Source organism: Bradyrhizobium archetypum (assembly GCF_013114835.1).
Classification (GTDB): Bacteria; Pseudomonadota; Alphaproteobacteria; order Rhizobiales; family Xanthobacteraceae; genus Bradyrhizobium; species Bradyrhizobium archetypum.
Genome location: NZ_JAAVLW010000003.1, coordinates 437633 through 453662, shown reverse-complemented (window position 1 = coordinate 453662; position 16030 = coordinate 437633). Strand labels below are relative to the sequence as shown.

The 16030-nt window shown below is 61.8% G+C and carries 18 protein-coding genes; 8 read left to right on the top strand and 10 right to left on the bottom strand.

Going from position 1 to position 16030, the window contains the following annotated elements; all coding sequences use genetic code 11:
• Positions 1–4: 4 nt before the first annotated feature.
• The 3 genes from HCN50_RS10755 to HCN50_RS10745 all read right to left on the bottom strand — a co-directional run bounded on the left by HCN50_RS10755 (position 5) and on the right by HCN50_RS10745 (position 3063).
• Positions 5–1321, bottom strand: coding sequence for a TRAP transporter large permease (locus HCN50_RS10755; RefSeq protein WP_171709614.1), 1317 nt, complete (start codon positions 1319–1321; stop codon positions 5–7).
• Positions 1322–1326: 5 nt separating this feature from the next.
• Positions 1327–1836: a TRAP transporter small permease gene (locus tag HCN50_RS10750; RefSeq protein ID WP_171581029.1), complete on the bottom strand. Its 510-nt coding sequence runs from the start codon at positions 1834–1836 to the stop codon at positions 1327–1329.
• Between the two features lie 210 nt (positions 1837–2046).
• Positions 2047–3063 carry a TRAP transporter substrate-binding protein gene (locus tag HCN50_RS10745; protein WP_171709613.1) on the bottom strand — a complete coding sequence of 339 codons (1017 nt, stop codon included), beginning with the start codon at positions 3061–3063 and terminating at the stop codon, positions 2047–2049.
• 263 nt (positions 3064–3326) lie between these two features.
• On the opposite strand from HCN50_RS10745, the gene pobA reads away from it, so the two are divergent.
• Both pobA and HCN50_RS10735 read left to right on the top strand, forming a co-directional pair.
• A complete protein-coding gene (pobA, locus tag HCN50_RS10740) occupies positions 3327–4496 on the top strand; it encodes a 4-hydroxybenzoate 3-monooxygenase (protein WP_171709612.1) in 1170 nt (389 codons plus the stop codon).
• 256 nt (positions 4497–4752) lie between these two features.
• Complete coding sequence (locus HCN50_RS10735) at positions 4753–5196, top strand: PaaI family thioesterase (RefSeq protein WP_171709611.1); 444 nt, start codon at positions 4753–4755, stop codon at positions 5194–5196.
• A gap of 85 nt (positions 5197–5281) precedes the next feature.
• Here the strand turns inward: HCN50_RS10735 and HCN50_RS10730 are convergent, their stop codons facing one another.
• Positions 5282–6175 (bottom strand): LysR family transcriptional regulator, encoded by an 894-nt coding sequence (locus tag HCN50_RS10730; protein WP_171709610.1) that lies wholly within the window; start codon positions 6173–6175, stop codon positions 5282–5284.
• A 120-nt stretch (positions 6176–6295) separates the two neighbouring features.
• On the opposite strand from HCN50_RS10730, the gene HCN50_RS10725 reads away from it, so the two are divergent.
• On the top strand, positions 6296–6925 hold the full coding sequence (locus HCN50_RS10725) for a pyridoxamine 5'-phosphate oxidase family protein (protein WP_171709609.1): 630 nt from the start codon (positions 6296–6298) through the stop codon (positions 6923–6925).
• Positions 6926–6989: 64 nt separating this feature from the next.
• Here HCN50_RS10725 and HCN50_RS10720 read toward each other — a convergent pair whose 3' ends face one another.
• Together HCN50_RS10720 and HCN50_RS10715 are read right to left on the bottom strand one after the other, a co-directional pair.
• Entirely contained in the window at positions 6990–7718 is a 729-nt protein-coding gene (locus HCN50_RS10720; protein ID WP_171709608.1) for a glutathione S-transferase family protein, read from the bottom strand.
• A gap of 62 nt (positions 7719–7780) precedes the next feature.
• Positions 7781–8029, bottom strand: a complete 249-nt coding sequence (locus HCN50_RS10715; protein WP_171709607.1) for a hypothetical protein — start codon at positions 8027–8029, stop codon at positions 7781–7783.
• Between the two features lie 103 nt (positions 8030–8132).
• On the opposite strand from HCN50_RS10715, the gene HCN50_RS10710 reads away from it, so the two are divergent.
• Together HCN50_RS10710 and HCN50_RS10705 are read left to right on the top strand one after the other, a co-directional pair.
• Positions 8133–8831, top strand: coding sequence for a helix-turn-helix transcriptional regulator (locus HCN50_RS10710; protein ID WP_171709606.1), 699 nt, complete (start codon positions 8133–8135; stop codon positions 8829–8831).
• 59 nt (positions 8832–8890) lie between these two features.
• Positions 8891–9205: a YkgJ family cysteine cluster protein gene (locus HCN50_RS10705; RefSeq protein WP_171709981.1), complete on the top strand. Its 315-nt coding sequence runs from the start codon at positions 8891–8893 to the stop codon at positions 9203–9205.
• A gap of 147 nt (positions 9206–9352) precedes the next feature.
• Here HCN50_RS10705 and HCN50_RS10700 read toward each other — a convergent pair whose 3' ends face one another.
• Entirely contained in the window at positions 9353–9757 is a 405-nt protein-coding gene (locus HCN50_RS10700) for a hypothetical protein (protein ID WP_171709605.1), read from the bottom strand.
• 197 nt (positions 9758–9954) lie between these two features.
• A complete protein-coding gene (locus HCN50_RS10695) occupies positions 9955–10308 on the bottom strand; it encodes a DUF3307 domain-containing protein (RefSeq protein ID WP_171709980.1) in 354 nt (117 codons plus the stop codon).
• A gap of 416 nt (positions 10309–10724) precedes the next feature.
• Between HCN50_RS10695 and HCN50_RS10690 the strand changes: the two genes are divergently transcribed.
• A complete protein-coding gene (locus HCN50_RS10690) occupies positions 10725–12134 on the top strand; it encodes a TAXI family TRAP transporter solute-binding subunit (RefSeq protein ID WP_171709604.1) in 1410 nt (469 codons plus the stop codon).
• Between the two features lie 80 nt (positions 12135–12214).
• On the opposite strand, the gene HCN50_RS10685 is transcribed toward HCN50_RS10690, so the two are convergent.
• Entirely contained in the window at positions 12215–13216 is a 1002-nt protein-coding gene (locus tag HCN50_RS10685) for an alpha/beta fold hydrolase (protein ID WP_171709603.1), read from the bottom strand.
• A gap of 115 nt (positions 13217–13331) precedes the next feature.
• Between HCN50_RS10685 and HCN50_RS10680 the strand changes: the two genes are divergently transcribed.
• Positions 13332–13751 (top strand): ribbon-helix-helix domain-containing protein, encoded by a 420-nt coding sequence (locus HCN50_RS10680; RefSeq protein ID WP_171709602.1) that lies wholly within the window; start codon positions 13332–13334, stop codon positions 13749–13751.
• Positions 13752–13756: 5 nt separating this feature from the next.
• Positions 13757–14944: an extracellular catalytic domain type 1 short-chain-length polyhydroxyalkanoate depolymerase gene (locus HCN50_RS10675; protein ID WP_171709601.1), complete on the top strand. Its 1188-nt coding sequence runs from the start codon at positions 13757–13759 to the stop codon at positions 14942–14944.
• Positions 14945–15136: 192 nt separating this feature from the next.
• On the opposite strand, the gene HCN50_RS10670 is transcribed toward HCN50_RS10675, so the two are convergent.
• On the bottom strand, positions 15137–16021 hold the full coding sequence (locus HCN50_RS10670; protein WP_171709600.1) for a DUF6537 domain-containing protein: 885 nt from the start codon (positions 16019–16021) through the stop codon (positions 15137–15139).
• Between the last annotated feature and the right edge of the window lie 9 nt (positions 16022–16030).

Below are 16030 nucleotides of genomic sequence, written 5' to 3'. Positions count from 1 at the left end.
AACCCTATCCGGCCATCCGTTGCGGCAGCCACAACGCCAGGATCGGAAACGCGATCAGGATCACCAGCCGGATCAAATCGGTCGCCACGAACGGCAGCACGCCACGAAAAATCGTCGAGAAGGAGACGTCCTTCACCACGCTCTTGATGACGAACACGTTCATGCCGACCGGCGGATGAATCAGGCCAAGTTCGACGGTCATGACGATGATCACGCCGAACCAGATCGGATCGAAGCCGAGATGCATGATGACCGGGAAGATGATCGGCACCGTGAGGATGATCATGGCCATCGCATCCATCAGGCAGCCCAGCACCAGATACATGATCATGATCAGCGCGAGGATGCCATAGGGGCCGAGACCGAGGCCAGTGAGCAGCTCCGTCACCTTCTGCGGGGTCTGCGTCACGGTGAGGAAATAGCCGAAGATCAGCGCGCCGATCAGCACCGTGAACACCGCGGCGGCGGTGCGGGTCGCCTGCAGCAGTGAGTTCAGGATTTTCTCCTTGTCGAGCCGCCCGGTGAGCACGCCGATCAGGAAGGCGCCGGTGGCGCCGACGCCGCCCGCCTCGGTCGGCGTGAAGCGCGGCAGGAACGGCAAACCGTAGAGCCCGCCGATCACGAAAATGAACAGCAGCACCGGCGCCCAGATGCTCTTCAAGCCGGCAAAGCGCTCACGCCATGTGGTCGGCTTACCCTTCGGCAGGAAGTCCGGACGGAACCAGCCGATCAGCGCGATGGTAAGCATGTACATGGTCATCGCCAGCAGGCCGGGAATGATGCCGGCAATAAAGAGCTTGCCGATGTCCTGCTCGGTGATGATGCCATAGACCGCCAGCACGGTGGACGGGGGCAGCATGGCGCCGAGCGTACCGCCCGCCGCGATCACGCCGGTAGCAAAGGATTGCGGATAGCCGAAGCGGCGCATTTCCGGATAGGCGACCGCCGAGAAGGTCGCAGCGGTTGCCACCGACGAGCCGCAGATCGCGGCAAAGCCGCCGCAGGCCGCTACCGTTGCGATGCCGAGCCCGCCGCGGAGATGGCCGACAAAACCGTTGGCGGCGCGGAACAGTTCGCGGCTCATGCCGGAATTGCTGACGAACGTTCCCATCAACAGGAACATCGGGATCACGCCGAAGGTGTAGTCGGTCACCGTGCGCATCGAGGTCTGGCCGACCAGCTTCAGCGCCGGCGTGAAGCCGACCAGATGACCAAAGCCGCAGACGCCGACGAGGCCCATCGCCATGCCGACCGGCACACGCAACAGCATCAGCGCAAACAGCGCAACGAATCCGATGACGGCGACGGCATCTGTACTCATGCGACCTACTCTACCGTCTTGACCTTGGCGTCATGGATGTCCTCGGGATGGAAAATCAGCCGGTAGGTGCGGATTGCGATCAGGAGCACGGCGGCGCCGTCGCCGGCCCAGGCGATGGCGAAGAACGGCCAGGTCGGCATGTGCATGTCGAAGGTGAGCACGTTGTCGTTATAGGTGCCGCGCACCTTGTCGAACAAGGTATAGGTCTGCACCGTCACGACGAACAGCAGCACCAGCGTCGCGAACACGTCGATCATGCGCTGGTATTTCGGGCCGACATTGGCCCAGACCAGATCGACGGTGATGTGGCCGCCGCGATAGCTGGTGGCGGCGATGCCCCAGAAGATCAGGATGCCGAGCAGCATGCGCCCGATGTCAAAGGAGTCGGGGATCGCATAGTTGAGCGTATTGCGTAACAGAACGCCGATGAAGATGTTGAGCGCCACGATGCCGACGAAGCCGGCGGCGATCCATTCGATGGTGTCGATGAAACGATCCATCCACGCGCGATTCATGTGGGGAACTCCTCGCCGACTGATGCCAGTTGACTGAATAGGTCCGGTCGCGAACTCACTTAACCTCTCCCGCTTGCGGGGGAGGTCGCTGCGCGCCGCGCAGCGGGTGGGGGTTCTCTCCCCGAACTCCAGCATGCGTTATGTGGCACGATCCCCACCCCTGCCCTCCCCCGCAAGCGGGAGAGGGAGCGCAGCTCCTACGGCTTCGGTCTACTGCGCGAGCGCGTTGTACTTGGTGAGCGAAGCCTTGAGCTCGGCCAGCGCCGCATCCGGATCGCCGCCGTGCTTCTTGACGCCCTCGCCCCAGGTTTTGGTCAGCGGCTCCGAAGCTTTCTTCCAAAGTCCGATCTGCTCGGGCGTGAGCTTGTAGACCTCGTGGCTGGATTCCGCCTTGATCTTGTCGATGCCGGCGTCCTCCATCTTGCCCCAGTGCTCGCCGACCTTGCCGGCGGTCTCGGTGTTGCAGTTGTTGTCGATCGCCTTCTTTTGCTTGTCGGACATCTGGTTGTACTTGTCCTTGTTGATCACGAAGGCAAACGTGGTGACATAGAGCGGCGCTTCCATGTCGTATTTGGTCACCTTGTCGATGCCAAACAGCAGCAACGAGCCCCACGGGAAGGTGACGGCGTCGGCGACGCCGCGCTCGATGATGTCGCGGACCTCCGGTGCCGAGGACTGCACATTGGTGCCGCCGAGTTGGGTCACGAAGTTCGCCATGGTAGCGTGCGCGGGACGGATTTTCATGCCCTTGATGTCATCAGGCACGACGATCTTCTTGGTGCGGGAATGGAATGACGACGGGGAATGGACGAAGGCAAGGCAGAACTTGACGTCCTTCATCTCCTTCTCGGCATACTTGCGGTACCAGGCGTCGAGGCCCATCGAGCCGCCCTTGGCGTCCGACATCAGGAACGGCAGCTCGCCGGCGCCGATCAGGGGGAAGCGCCCGGGCTGATAGCCGGGGTTGACATAGGTGACGTCGGCGATGCCGTCGCGCGCCATGTCGTAATGGTCAAATGCCTTGCCGAGTTGCTGGGCCGGAAACACTTTGGACTTGATGGTGCCGCCGGAATCCTTTTCGACAGCGGCCGCCCAGTCCTCCAGCGATTTCTGCAGCGGATGCGAGGACGGCACCCAGTGCGAAATCTTCAGGTCGAAGGTTTTTTCCTGCGCCACCGCAGGCGTCACGCTGGCAACCAGCAGCATCGCCAGAAATGCTCTTCTCATCGGCATCCTCTCCCCTTCACGCGGGCTGTTCGATCGCCCGACCTCGTTAATTAACATGTTATCTAACCGGCCCGCGTTTTCAAGGCGAACCATTGCGCCTTGACGTCTCGTCTCCCCCATAATTGGCAATGTGCACTGTCGCGAGGTACGGTCGTATTGTTTCGCGCCAATGACCTTTGCCAAAACCGTTATATGATATAACTACCATGCAAGCCCGGGGGCAACCGCCGGCTTGGAACCTATAATACCGGAGGGAGCGGGTATTGAGGACAAAAGTAGCCATCATAGGTGCAGGTCCGGCCGGATTGTTGCTTGGGCAACTACTTCACCGCTACGGCATCGATAATGTCATTCTCGAGCGGCAGACGCCGGAATATGTGCTCGGCCGGATCCGCGCCGGCCTGCTCGAGGAAGGCACCGTGGCGCTGCTCGACGAGGTCGGCGCCGGCGCGCGCGCCCATCAGGAGGGGCTGATCCACCATGGCCTGGAGCTCGCCTTCGGCGGCGCGCGCCACCGCATCGACATGTACGGCGCCACTGGCAAGACCGTCATGATCTACGGCCAGACCGAGGTGACCCTCGACCTGATGAATGCCCGCAAGGCCGCCGGCCTCACCTCGATCTATCAGGCCGCGGACGTCAAGCCGCTCGATTTCGACACCGACCGGCCGCGCGTCAGTTACGTCAAGGACGGCGTCAGCCACGAGATCGAATGCGACTTCATTGCCGGCTGCGACGGCTTTCATGGCGTGAGCCGCGCCAGCGTGAAGCCGTCGGCGCTAAAGACCTATGAACGGATTTACCCGTTCGGCTGGCTCGGCATCCTGTCGGATACCCCGCCGGTCAGCCCCGAGCTGATCTACTCCAACCACGCGCGGGGGTTTGCGCTCTGCACCATGCGCTCGACCAAGCGCAGCCGCTATTATGTGCAGTGCCCGCTCGACGACGATATCGCGCAGTGGCCGGATGAGCGGTTCTGGGGCGAATTGAAGCGCCGGATCGACCAGAAGGCAGCCGACGAGCTCGTCACCGGCCCCTCGATCGAAAAGAGCATCGCACCCTTGCGCAGCTTCGTCGCCGAGCCGATGCGGTTCGGGAGGATGTTTTTGGCCGGCGACGCCTCGCATATCGTGCCGCCGACCGGCGCCAAGGGACTGAACCTTGCCGCCAGCGACGTGCATTACCTGTCGCAGGCGTTTCGCGAATATTATGACGAGAAATCCTCCGCCGGCATCGACGGCTATTCGGCGCGCGCGCTGGCGCGTGTCTGGAAGGCGGTGCGCTTCTCCTGGTGGATGACCTCGATGCTGCACCAGTTCCCCGAACAGGGCGAATTCGGCGCGCGCATCCAGCTTGCCGAGCTGGATTACGTCGTCAACTCGAAGGCAGCATCGGCGTCGCTGTCGGAGAATTATGTCGGGCTGCCGTTTTAGACGGTGGGCCACCGTCATTGCGAGGAGCGCAAGCGACGAAGCAATCCATTGTTCCGCATACGCGGACGCATGGATTGCTTCGCGGAGCCTGTCATCGTGCGCGCATTCGCGCGACCCGTTGACTCGCAATGACGAACGGAGAGAGCGCAGCATTTTCAAACACCCGTCGAAATCCCGTTTAAAACTTTGTAGGCGGTGACTTCGTGGGGCGTGTTGCGTTCAATGACTCAAAACATCGTCACGCCGCGAGCCGCCAATGACCGCATCCGACATCCCCGCAGGCTTCGAGCGCCGCACCCGCAGAAGCCCGCTCACCGATCCCTGGGAGCCGCTGTATTCGAAGCAGACCGATAAGGCCGTCATCATCGGGTTGCGCCTGGCAAAGCCGCACACCAACGGTCGCGGCCTAATCCATGGCGGGCTGATCGCCGCACTTGCCGACGCCGCGATGGGCCATAGCTGCGCGCATGTGATGGGTGGGGCGTCGTCACTGGTGACGATCTCTCTTGCGGTCGATTTCGTCGGCACCGCGGAGGTCGGGCAGTGGCTCGCGGTCGAGAGCGAGGTGGTCAAGACCGGCAAGACGATCTGCTTCGCGCAGAGCCTGATCAAGGCCGACGACGCCGTGATCGCGCGGGCCAATGCGACGTTTCGGGTGGTGCCGAAGAAGGAAAGCGACGTCGTTCTGGGGCGCGAGTGAAACGAGCGAACCCGGAACCTCGAGATTCTCAGGTGCGCAATTGCGCACCATAGTTCGATGCTGCGCATCGCCCCGGAATGACGGCTTACCCAAAATGCCAGTCGGCCATCTCGGTGACGAGATCGACGAAGGTCCGCACCTTGGCTGAGAGCAGCCGCGAGGTCGGATAGACGATGTGGATCGGCATCGCCGGCTGCTCGAACGGCGCGAGCACGATTTTGAGCCGGCCGGCTTCCAGCGATTCGGCGGCCTGATAGGCCATCACGCGCGTCAACCCGCCGTCCGCTTCCGCATACTGGATCGCCGCGTCCGAGCTGTTGGTGGCGAAGCGCGGCGTACTCGCGACGCGGATTTCGCTGTTATCCTCGACGAACCGCCAGTCGAGCGCTGCCGTCATGGCACCGAACTGGATCGTGTCATGCGCGGCAATCTCCTCCGGCCGCTTCGGTTCGCCGCGCTTTCTGAGATACCCCGGCGAGGCCACCACGATGCGTCGCATCTCGCCGACATGGCGCGCGACCAGCGTCGAGTCGGGCAGATGGCCGATGCGGACGGCAAGATCGACGCCGTCCTCGACGAGATTGATCATGCGGTCCGACAAACGGAGGTCGACGCTGACCTCGGAATAGCGCTTCAGGTAGGCGGTCACGATGGCGCTGACATGCAGCCGGCCGAACCCCACCGGCGCCGAGATGACAAGCTGGCCTTCGGGGCGCGTGCGCTCGCCTTCGACGGCGCCCTCGGCCTCCTCCAGATCGGCGAGGATGCGCCGCGCCCGTTCCAGATAGCGTGCACCGGCATCGGTCAGCGTCACCTGCCGCGTGGTCCGCTGCAACAGCCGCGCGCCGAGACGATCCTCCAGCGCCGCAATCAGCCGCGTCACGCCTGAAGGCGACAGCCCGAGCTTGCGGGCTGCGGGGGCAAAGCCCCGCAAGTCGGCCACCGCGACAAAGGCCTGCATCGCGTCAAACCGGTCCATCCTACTATTGCATATTCAGCAACAGTGAAGTGTCAACCACCGAGATTGTTTATGCAGCAGAAACAGCCATCTTTGCAGCCGAAGGACGACCGTGTAGGCGCTCCATGACGGGAGGCTCAGATGTCTGACGTTCACGCCTATTCCAGCGATGTTGCCTTCACCCCCGCGGTGAAGGCGATCCAGACCCGCAAGGGCTCGCGCGAGGCCTATGCCCATGTCGAAGCGCGCGGCGGCTGGCGCACCGAGATCGACGAAAACCTCGCGGCCTTCTTAGCTGACGCCAACAGCTTCTATCTCGCGACCGCTTCCGCCGACGGCCAGCCCTATATCCAGCACCGCGGCGGGCCGAAGGGCTTTGTCAAGATCATCGACAAGAACACCATCGCGTTCGCCGATTACAGCGGCAACCGGCAGTACATCACGCAAGGCAATCTGTCGGAGAATCCGAAGGCACATATTTTCGTGATGGACTATGCGCATCGCCGGCGCGTGAAGATCTGGGGCGAGGCGCGCGTGGTGGAGGACGATCCGGCGCTAGCGGACGCGCTGATGCCCAAAGGCTACAAGGCGCGGACCGAGCAGGTCATCCTTTTCAGGATTTCGGCATGGGACACCAATTGCCCGCAGCACATCCCGCAGAAGTTCGATGCGGTTGACGTCGCGCAGGCGCTCGCCCTGCGCGACGCCCGCATCGCCGAGCTCGAAGCCGAGTTGGCGGCCTTGAGGGGGCAATCTGCGCCGGCCGGATAACTTTTATTTGACGCGTTTTCTTAACGCGAACCGGGGCCCACTTCGCTCGAAAACGCTATGGCCATCACGCGGCCTGTTGCACCGGCGCCCAGGCGAATTCCGGATAGTACAACAGCATCATCCGATCGACATAGGCGGTGAGGTTGGCGAACTGTTCGGTGCGCTGCCGCAGCGCCGACTCGAAGAACGGCGTCAGGATTCCGGCAAGCATGGCGAACGCGGTCGCGTCCAGGCCGCAGGGCGACTCCCCCATTATAAACGGCTTGTCGCCGACCTGGACCGAGAGCGCAAACAGCGAGCGCATGGCAAGATCGACATCCTCTTCGGGTGCGTGGCGGCCGAGGCCGCTCAAGAGGTAATTCTCGGCGACGCGAAACTGCGCGTCCTCGCGCATCTTCTCGCGCAAATGCACCGGTGCGCTGTCGAAGAAATGCGACGGGCCCTTGGCAAAATTATCGCCGTCGACCCAGCGTGCGCCGACCAGCGCCCAGTAGACGTGGTGCTCGATCATGCGCTCGAACGCCCAGGCCTGCGCCCGCGCCTGCAGGCTGAGCGGCGCATCAAAATCGAAACCGTATTTGGCCTCCAGATGCGCGCGAATGAAGGTGGAATCGGCGATCGTCTCAGCCTCGTCGACGATGTAGGGCAACTGCCCCTTCGGCGAGGCCGGCGGCTTGGCCTTCTCCTTGCGATAGGCAAGACCGGCCATCTTGAGCTGGACCTCGGTCTTGGTCACAAAGGGACTGATCTCCGGCAGGCCGAAACCGGCGCCGAAGCCGTAAAGGGTGATCATGCTGGTCTCCCGATCTCAAAGAACGTTCCCGAGGCTAGCGCCCCCCTGCTGCCACCATGGTGTCAGCAGCAACAATGGCGGCCGCGGGCTTCCTCCGCCCGCGGCGCACGGGCCCTGCGCACCCACGAGACAAGCTGCGCGTGCGCAAAAGCGCACATCGCCGTGACCGACCGCCACGCCAGCTCAAGCATCGCCCAGCGCAGATCTGACGTGACGCAGTGGATGGAAACCAGTTGTTCCAATGCAAATCCGCGGGCATTTACCAGAGGTGCGCGGCTTCGCCGGAGGTCGAATTCGCTGAAAATCGTCATGGACAAATTCCCTTCACTTGAGGTGTTGTCCGGGTATACCGACCCACTGCTGCCAACATGCTGTCAGCATCGGGCAGACGCCTTTTGGAAAAGAGATTGAGCCATGCGACGGGCCGACCGGCTGTTCCAGATCATTCAGGTGCTCCGGCGCAGCCGGAAGCCTTTGACGGCGGATGCCATCGCCGCCGAGCTGGAGACTTCGAAGCGAACCATCTACCGCGACATCACGACCTTGATCGAACAGCGCGTGCCGATCCGCGGCGAAGCCGGCGTGGGCTATATCCTGGAAAAGGGGTTCGACCTGCCGCCGTTGATGCTCACGCCTGACGAGATCGAAGCCTGCGTGCTCGGCGCGCAATGGGTGGTCGGCCATGCCGATCCCGCGCTGGCCCGCGCCGCGCAGGATCTGATGGCGAAAGTTGCCGAAACCGTACCGGAGCGGCTGCGGCCGTTCGTGCTCGAGCCTGCCAGCCGCGCCCGGCGGGCCTGGAACCGCGAGCCCGATCGCATCGACATGGTGCGGACCAGGGCGCAAATTCACGAAGGCAAGAAGATCACGCTGAACTATCGCGACGAGCATGGCCGCGATAGCCAGCGCACGATCTGGCCGATCGCAGTCGGCTATCACGAGGCGGTGCGGATATTGGCGGCGTGGTGCGAACTGCGAAAGGACTTTCGCAGTTTCCGCACCGACCGCGTCGTCGACGCGGTCTACCACGACGAAAAATATCCAGAAAGGCGCGACATCCTGCGCGCGAAGTGGCGTCGGAGCCTGGTCTGGGAAGCGCCGAAGGATACCTGAACAGGATAGCTGACGTGGGTGGCTGGCCGCGGCCGCGATTTGTCGCTAAACGCTTCGCCATGCATCGAACCGCCAGCGATCACGAAAGCCCCTGCCAGGCCTGCGGCGCCTGCTGCAGCTACTCGCCGAACTGGCCGCGCTTCACCACCGAGGACGATGCGGCGCTCGATCTGATCCCGGAAAGATTCGTCAATGAACGGCTCTCAGGCATGCGCTGCGACGGCGACCGCTGCTCGGCGCTGTCAGGCAAGGTCGGCGACAAGACATCGTGCCTGATCTACACGATACGGCCCGAAGTGTGCCGCACCTGCATGCCCGGCGATGTCGAATGCGCGATGGCGCGAAGGCGGCACGGATTGCCGATCTTGGTGTAGCATTAATCGTCGTCCCTGCGAACGCAATGCGAACGCCGGGACCCATAACCACAGGGTTGCGTTGAAGAAAGATGTCGACCCGCGTGCCCAATAACCACAGCCGCGGCGTATGGGTCCTCGCGTTCGCGAGGACGACGGGCGGAGAGATCAGGCCGTCACAGCCTCGGCAAACTCTTCGTCGTCGATCTCGTCCTCGATCGGCTTGAAGGTCGAGAGCGGCTTGGTCGACAAGGTGATCGGCTTGCGGCCGTTGTTGGATGACGACGAGGCAGCGCGCGCGGCCGGTTCGCGCGACAGCGCATAAAGCGTGGAGCCGACCCGGCCGCCGAAATGGATCAGTTCGCGTTCGGTGCAGCTTGCCGCAACCGCAAGGGCGAGCGCGTGGAGGTGGCTGCGACGATAGCAGAATAGCGCCAGCATGGCGCGGACGTCGGAGGAGACACTTTCCACCAGAAGCGACAGGCCATGCGGATTGGCGCGATACATCTGGCCGAGCAGTTCGTCCCGGACCGGACAGAAATCGTTCTCGAAGGCGTCGCGGCTTGAAAACATTGCGGTTCTCCCTTTCCGGAAGATGCCGTGTAATTCTCTAATGAAGGGTTAACCACGCTCGCCAGTAGTGTTGCGGGGATCTTGCCAGCCACGGCTGAATCAGAATCGACAGATTGATTCGCGCGGGAAGCGCGATGCACCCCGACCAATCGCGGAAGAGGATTGAAGATAAGGAAGCGGATGCCGCCGGGCAGCGATCAGTTCGCCGCCATGTAAATCGCCAAGCCAAAGCCGGTGAGGTGATGCAGCGCCTGATCGACACCGATCAGCGTCCAGAACCACGGATGCTCATTCTCCAGCGTCACGCCGAACCGCGACGCGATGATCCCCTTGATGCGATCGACCGTGATGTGAATGAAGAAATCGATAAAGGCGACGAACCAGAATCGCGGTGCGACGATCAGGATCAGCAGCAGCGATACCGCCAAGTGCACGAGACAGTGCGCAAGTAGCGGCAGCGCCCAGCCGGTCTTTTGATCCTTGCCGATCGCCATCCAGGACGTTTGCAGCACGAAGTCGGCAATGACGTGCTTCACGGTGAGAAGCATCATCCATCCGATCAGCGCACCTACCGGGATCGAGGACGACATCGAAGGAAACAACAAAGCTGACGCCCTTTGCTGGGACTGACGGGGTGGCGAAAAACCGGGGCCTAGGCTGTCAGCGCAATGTTCTTGTCAAACCCGGACTATTCGAACGTTGCTTTATTTATGACATCTCCCGCGCCGGAATGCACCTGTGGGTAGTCTGAAAATCGCACGGTGTGGCGGAACTGCGATACTGCGGCACCGGCGCGCGGCGTGATCGAAGGGTAAGGTTACCGGCGGGCGCGGTTTGCAATCCCATAGGTACAGGCTATCATTGCCGGGCGGGCAAAATTATCGTTCTTTTCTAGGTATTTACGATTCATTCGGACCGCCCGCGGCGCCAGCCCTGCGGCGGCGCGTCCCTGAACCCGGTACGAGCCATGAGCGCTGAAGCCCCAACGGCGCATTCAAGAATGCCGCGTCGCCGCTCGCGGACCGTCAAGAGCAACCGGACCCAGATCCTGCTGTTTTCCATCCTGACGCTGGTGCTTACCGCAGTCGTCGTGTGGGGCGGCCGGACCTTGCTGCGCAACTCCGAGACGCTGGTATTTGCGGTCGGCGATACCATGGGACCCGAGGCGCGCTTCGCCGCCAGGCTGGCAACCGTGTTGAAGAATAATTCTTCGCGGCTGCGGCTCAAGATTGTGCCCAATAGCGACAATGCGAAGGCGCTGTCGCAGTTCGACCGCAAGGAAGCCAATCTTGCGATCCTGCGCACCGACGCCCGCATCCCGCCCCGCGCCCGGTCGATCGCAATCCTCGAACACGACCTGCTTCTCCTGATCAGCCCGAGCGGCAAGAAGATCAAATCGATCGCCGAGCTGAAGAAAAAGAAGATCGCTGTCGTTGCCGACAGCGAGAGCGGCGCGGCGCTGGTGCGCAACATTCTCGAACTATCGGATACGCCGGAAGCGGCGGCGCGGGTCCAGATGGCGCCGCCGGCCTCGACATTCGACCAGCTATTCGCGTCCGGCTTCGGCGCGGTGGTCAAGATCGCGCACGCCTCGCAGATCGTAAAGGACAAGAGCTACGAGCAATATGCCAGGCGCGGCGGCTTTACGCTGAACGCGATCGAATCGGCGAAAGCGATCGCCAGGAAGTATCCGGCGATCTCGGAGGAGACAGTGGCGACCGGAATGCTGTCTGCCTCGCCCGTCCTGCCCGCCGAAGACGTCGACACGATCGGGCTCGAATGGCTTTTGGTCGCCCAATCCAAGCTCTCGACCACGACCGTGAGCGAGCTCGCGCGGATCATCTACGAGAACAAGGCCGAGCTCGCGTTGCCCGACGGCTTTGCTTCCAAGATCGAGCCGGCGGAGACCGACAAGGACGCCTTCATCGTGGCCCATCCCGGCGCCGCCGAATACATCAACGACGAAATCAAGTCGTTCGTCGAGCGCTATAGTGATTTGATGTATGTCGCGCTGGCCGCGCTGAGCATCATCGGTTCGATCTTTGCCGCCATCTACACCAAGGTCACGAGGGTAGCGCCGGAAAAGGCCAGCCAGCTCGCCACCGCCATTCTCGATATCGGCGAACGCATGGAATTCGCCAACTCGCTGGACGCGCTCGATGAACTGCAGGACGAGCTGGAAAGGATCTTGCGCGGCGTGGTGATAGGCTTGCGCGACGGCACCATCTCAAGTGACGGGCTCGACACCTTCAAGCTCGGCTATGAATTCGTGCGCGACGAGATCACCCTGAGGCGCGAACATCTCAAGCGCCATGCCGCGCAGGATCATGCGCAAGACGACAAGGTTGTGGTCGTAAAGACCGCGCAGAGCGCGTAAGCGGCACTTATAGTGAACGGACCACTCACACAGTCGAAGCAAAGCGGAAATCGAAAGTTGCCCTTGGGTCGGCAGCATAGTTAGCGCCCGCACATCCAATCAATCAGCTTCGGCCAGATTTCTCGATGCGCCTGTCTGCCCACAAGCGGTCCCACGTGCTGAAGCGCCACTCCGACTTCTGGCTCATAAGGAAAAATCGAAGGATGCTTCAACGCTCCTAGAACGGACGACGATGGAACGACTCGGCTTGCATGATCGACAATCGCCGCGACGGGTATTTTGCCCAGCGCGTCCGATCGGGCACTCCGGCCAAGCACATGAAGCTCGTTCCGGGCGAATCGGTCTTCGCGATAGAGCAGCTGGATGACATCTCGGATCAGTTGGCCGCCGGGCGCGAACTCGTCCAGACTCCAACGAATGACGGCAAGATGGATTGCTAGCGCTTCCGGATCCAGCAAGCTTGTAAAGCTATCGCGATAGCGCCCGACTACAAATTCTTCCGGTGCCGCGACAACGCTCGCAAGATCAAGCAGACTTCCCGGCACAGGATCGGGCGGCACTGTTGGCGAAGACAGCACAACTGGGCCTAGCGCTCCGGTCTGTACGCCGAATTTCAGGGGAGCCTCAACAAGCACGAGCTTGCTGACCAGGTGCGGCTCAATGGACGCAGCGATCGCGGCGAGAGTCCCACCAAGAGAGTGCCCAACGAGGATGGATCGGCCGCGATACTCGGTCGCAATCATTTCAGCTGCAAGTCTGAGCGAGCTTATGCTGGCTTCGAGGTCCGCTTTGCCATCCTGTTCCTCCGGCCATTCGTACAGGTAGACGGCAAATCCCGCCTGGATGAGCCGTCGCACCACGCTCACGTCCGGCAGGAGATCGAATATGTATGCCCGCTTGATCGGAGCAGGTACGATCAAGACCGGCAAAGGGTTTGCCGCTAAGGACGCGTAGCGGCGCAGTCGAAAGGCGGGATGCTCAAGGCGGTCCCATGCTGCTTCATGCGGCCCGTAACCCGCAATTTCCAGTAGGCCGCCAACGGACCTTCTAAAGGCGTCGCTGATCGAAAAAATCGGAAACATCGTCCGCCCCCGGTGCAGGTCAAAGCCGACAGCCGGTTGGCGTTCCCTCCCGCTTGACAAATCTGGCGTACATCCATATACCATCCATCTAGATGGTTTATGGATGGAAATAGTCATGACGGATAACGTTCGCGAACTCCGGCCGAAGCCCTCGGACAGCGAAAAAATCACGATCAATCTTGGCTATGTCGATCTTGGTCAGGTCGACTTGATGGTGCAGGAGGGTTTCTATTCGAATCGAACCGATTTCATCCGAACGGCAATCCGCAATCAGCTGGAACGTCATGCGGACGTCCTCAAAAAGTCAGCCACCCGGAAAAGTTTAGATCTGGGTCTCAGGCACTTCAGCCGGGAGGATCTCGAAGCGGCGCGGCAAGCCGGGGAGATGCTGCACATCAACGTTTTGGGCCTTGCCAGCATCGCTCAAGATGTCACGCCCGAGCTTGCTCGCGCCGCAATTGCGTCAGTCTGCGTGCTGGGCGCTTTGCAGGCCAGTCCGCCGGTCAAGGCCGCCCTCGCCGATAGAACGCGGTGAACGCGATGCTGAGACAGGACATGATTGGAGAAGCCACGCGCCTCACGCGCGCTGGTCGGCTCGTGGAGGCGACCGCGCTGCTGCAACGCATGCTGCACGGCGAAAGCGCGCCAGACCCGACTTCGCGCCGTGCTCAGCCCGCACTTGAAGGGCCGACAATCATTGACGTGCAAGCCAATGCTGTCGAGGATGACAACGGCCCGGACCTGGCGCGGGCGGAATCTCACATGCTCCGCGAGCTGCTTGACCGCGCAACGCATCGCCCTGGGTTCGTATTGCGAGGTGTGACTGCGCGCAAGCCGCTGTCGATGTCCGATATCGTGCCAGACGGCACAAGGTTCACCGAAGGTAGCTACAGCAATCCGGCGGGCAGCCGCGCCTACAAGCTCTTCATCCCCAGCCGTAATCAGCACCAATCGCTTCCCTTGATCGTGATGCTACACGGCTGCACCCAGTCCCCGGACGATTTTGCCGCTGGTACGAGGATGAACTTCGTCGCTGAGGAAAAATCCTGCTTTGTGGTCTATCCGGCACAGCGCGCCAAGGCAAACCACGCGAAATGCTGGAACTGGTTTCGCGCAGCCGACCAGCAGCGGGGCAGTGGTGAACCCTCGATCATTGCCGGCATCACTCGCCAAGTCATGCGCGATTTTCCGATTGATCCAAACCGTGTCTATGTTGGTGGACTATCGGCCGGAGCAGCCGCTGCTGCTGTCATGGGCAATACCTATAAAGATCTGTACGCAGCAATCGGCGTACATTCTGGCCTTGCTTGCGGGGCCGCCATTGACCTTCCTTCTGCGCTGGTCGCCATGCGACAAGGCGGCGAATCCAGTCACAGGGTCGTTTTTGGTGACGGGCCACCTGTCCCGACCATTGTTCTTCACGGCGATCGCGACACCACCGTTCATCCCAACAACGGCGATCAAGTTCTTGAGCAGTCCGTGAGAGCCATGAGGCTGCAAAAGAAAATTGATCGCGGCCAGGTACCTGGAGGGCATGCTTACACCCGCACGATCTTCAGCGACGCGAGTGGGCGCGGAATATTGGAGCACTGGAATATCCACGGCGCTGGACACGCATGGTCCGGAGGCAGCCCTGCCGGCTCCTACACCGATCCGAAAGGACCTGACGCAACAAGGGAAATGCTGCGTTTTTTCCTCGAGCATTCGCTCGCGCAGCGATCAGGTTAGCGTCCATCCGTTCGCCCCTCAGCGGACACGAGAGCAGCTTTCCGCCGATGCCAGCCTGACCCCATTGCGCCATTTGCTTTGAAGTCTAACATCGACTCCTGAAGCTCGCGTAGGACGGGCAAACCGACTTGTCCGCCCTAGCTCGAAGAGCGAATGTGGGCCAAGCCCGGCGATCACGACAGAGCGAGACCTCTAAGACGACGGCACCGTCGTATACGCGCCGGCAGCCACCCGTGCGCGGAGTTCGGCGATCTTGCGCTTGAGTGCGGACTGCCGCGGGTCGGGCACTGCCGCGGCACGCGCCTCTGTCACCGCGCCGGCAAGATCCGAGAGCGCCAGCACGCCGTCGAAAGTCGGCTTGACGAGCCCATCGATGATCGCGTTCCAGTCCATCATGCCCTGCCGATAGACCTCGCCATATCCCACGATCATAGTCGCGGTGTGGATGATCGCGGGTGCCGCCTGGGGCTGCTTGGTCAGCGCGCGGTCGATCATGTGCAGCCAGCGCTCGACCCAGACCCGCTCCTTGGCATAGCGCACCGAAAGCGGCCGCCATCGCCGCAGCCCTGCCTCGATCTTGAGGCGGCGAATGCCGAAGCGGCTTTTCGTACTGAAGCGGATGGAAACGCGCTTGTGCGCCAATCCGGCCCATTCCACCGCATCGAGGATGTATTCGGCAATGACGGCGGGAAGCGCGCTGATCAGCTCTTCAAGCCGGAATTTTCTGATGTCGACGGACCCCGCCGATCCGACGGGCTGGCCGCTGAGTTCGGTGAGCTTGAGCTGCGCGATCCGAATCGGGTCCTCATAGCTCATGCGTATCGCCATCAGGCGGGCAATTTCAGCGAGCATCGTGTCGTCGACGCCCTGCTTACCGACGAACCGCCGCAGCCGGTCGACGTAAAGACTCGCGTAGCTCGGGCCCTGATAATCGATGAGCAGATGGATCGCCTCGCTCGCCAGCGCCATTACCGGCTCGGGCAGCCCTTCGGGCAGGAACGGCGGCTCAGCGTCATCCTCGCCGATGAAATCGGCGAACAGATAACGCAACGACGATACAATACCGCGGTCTGACACTCCTTGTCG

Bases quoted from the DNA above. Each gene is read 5' to 3' on its own strand.
- HCN50_RS10755 (WP_171709614.1), bottom strand. From the start codon at position 1,321: ATGAGTACAGATGCCGTCGCCGTCATCGGATTCGTTGCGCTGTTTGCG.
- HCN50_RS10750 (WP_171581029.1), bottom strand. From the start codon at position 1,836: ATGAATCGCGCGTGGATGGATCGTTTCATCGACACCATCGAATGGATC.
- HCN50_RS10745 (WP_171709613.1), bottom strand. From the start codon at position 3,063: ATGAGAAGAGCATTTCTGGCGATGCTGCTGGTTGCCAGCGTGACGCCT.
- HCN50_RS10735 (WP_171709611.1), top strand. From the start codon at position 4,753: ATGACCGCATCCGACATCCCCGCAGGCTTCGAGCGCCGCACCCGCAGA.
- HCN50_RS10730 (WP_171709610.1), bottom strand. From the start codon at position 6,175: ATGGACCGGTTTGACGCGATGCAGGCCTTTGTCGCGGTGGCCGACTTG.
- HCN50_RS10725 (WP_171709609.1), top strand. From the start codon at position 6,296: ATGTCTGACGTTCACGCCTATTCCAGCGATGTTGCCTTCACCCCCGCG.
- HCN50_RS10720 (WP_171709608.1), bottom strand. From the start codon at position 7,718: ATGATCACCCTTTACGGCTTCGGCGCCGGTTTCGGCCTGCCGGAGATC.
- HCN50_RS10715 (WP_171709607.1), bottom strand. From the start codon at position 8,029: ATGACGATTTTCAGCGAATTCGACCTCCGGCGAAGCCGCGCACCTCTG.
- HCN50_RS10710 (WP_171709606.1), top strand. From the start codon at position 8,133: ATGCGACGGGCCGACCGGCTGTTCCAGATCATTCAGGTGCTCCGGCGC.
- HCN50_RS10705 (WP_171709981.1), top strand. From the start codon at position 8,891: ATGCATCGAACCGCCAGCGATCACGAAAGCCCCTGCCAGGCCTGCGGC.
- HCN50_RS10700 (WP_171709605.1), bottom strand. From the start codon at position 9,757: ATGTTTTCAAGCCGCGACGCCTTCGAGAACGATTTCTGTCCGGTCCGG.
- HCN50_RS10695 (WP_171709980.1), bottom strand. From the start codon at position 10,308: ATGATGCTTCTCACCGTGAAGCACGTCATTGCCGACTTCGTGCTGCAA.
- HCN50_RS10690 (WP_171709604.1), top strand. From the start codon at position 10,725: ATGAGCGCTGAAGCCCCAACGGCGCATTCAAGAATGCCGCGTCGCCGC.
- HCN50_RS10685 (WP_171709603.1), bottom strand. From the start codon at position 13,216: ATGTTTCCGATTTTTTCGATCAGCGACGCCTTTAGAAGGTCCGTTGGC.
- HCN50_RS10680 (WP_171709602.1), top strand. From the start codon at position 13,332: ATGACGGATAACGTTCGCGAACTCCGGCCGAAGCCCTCGGACAGCGAA.
- HCN50_RS10675 (WP_171709601.1), top strand. From the start codon at position 13,757: ATGCTGAGACAGGACATGATTGGAGAAGCCACGCGCCTCACGCGCGCT.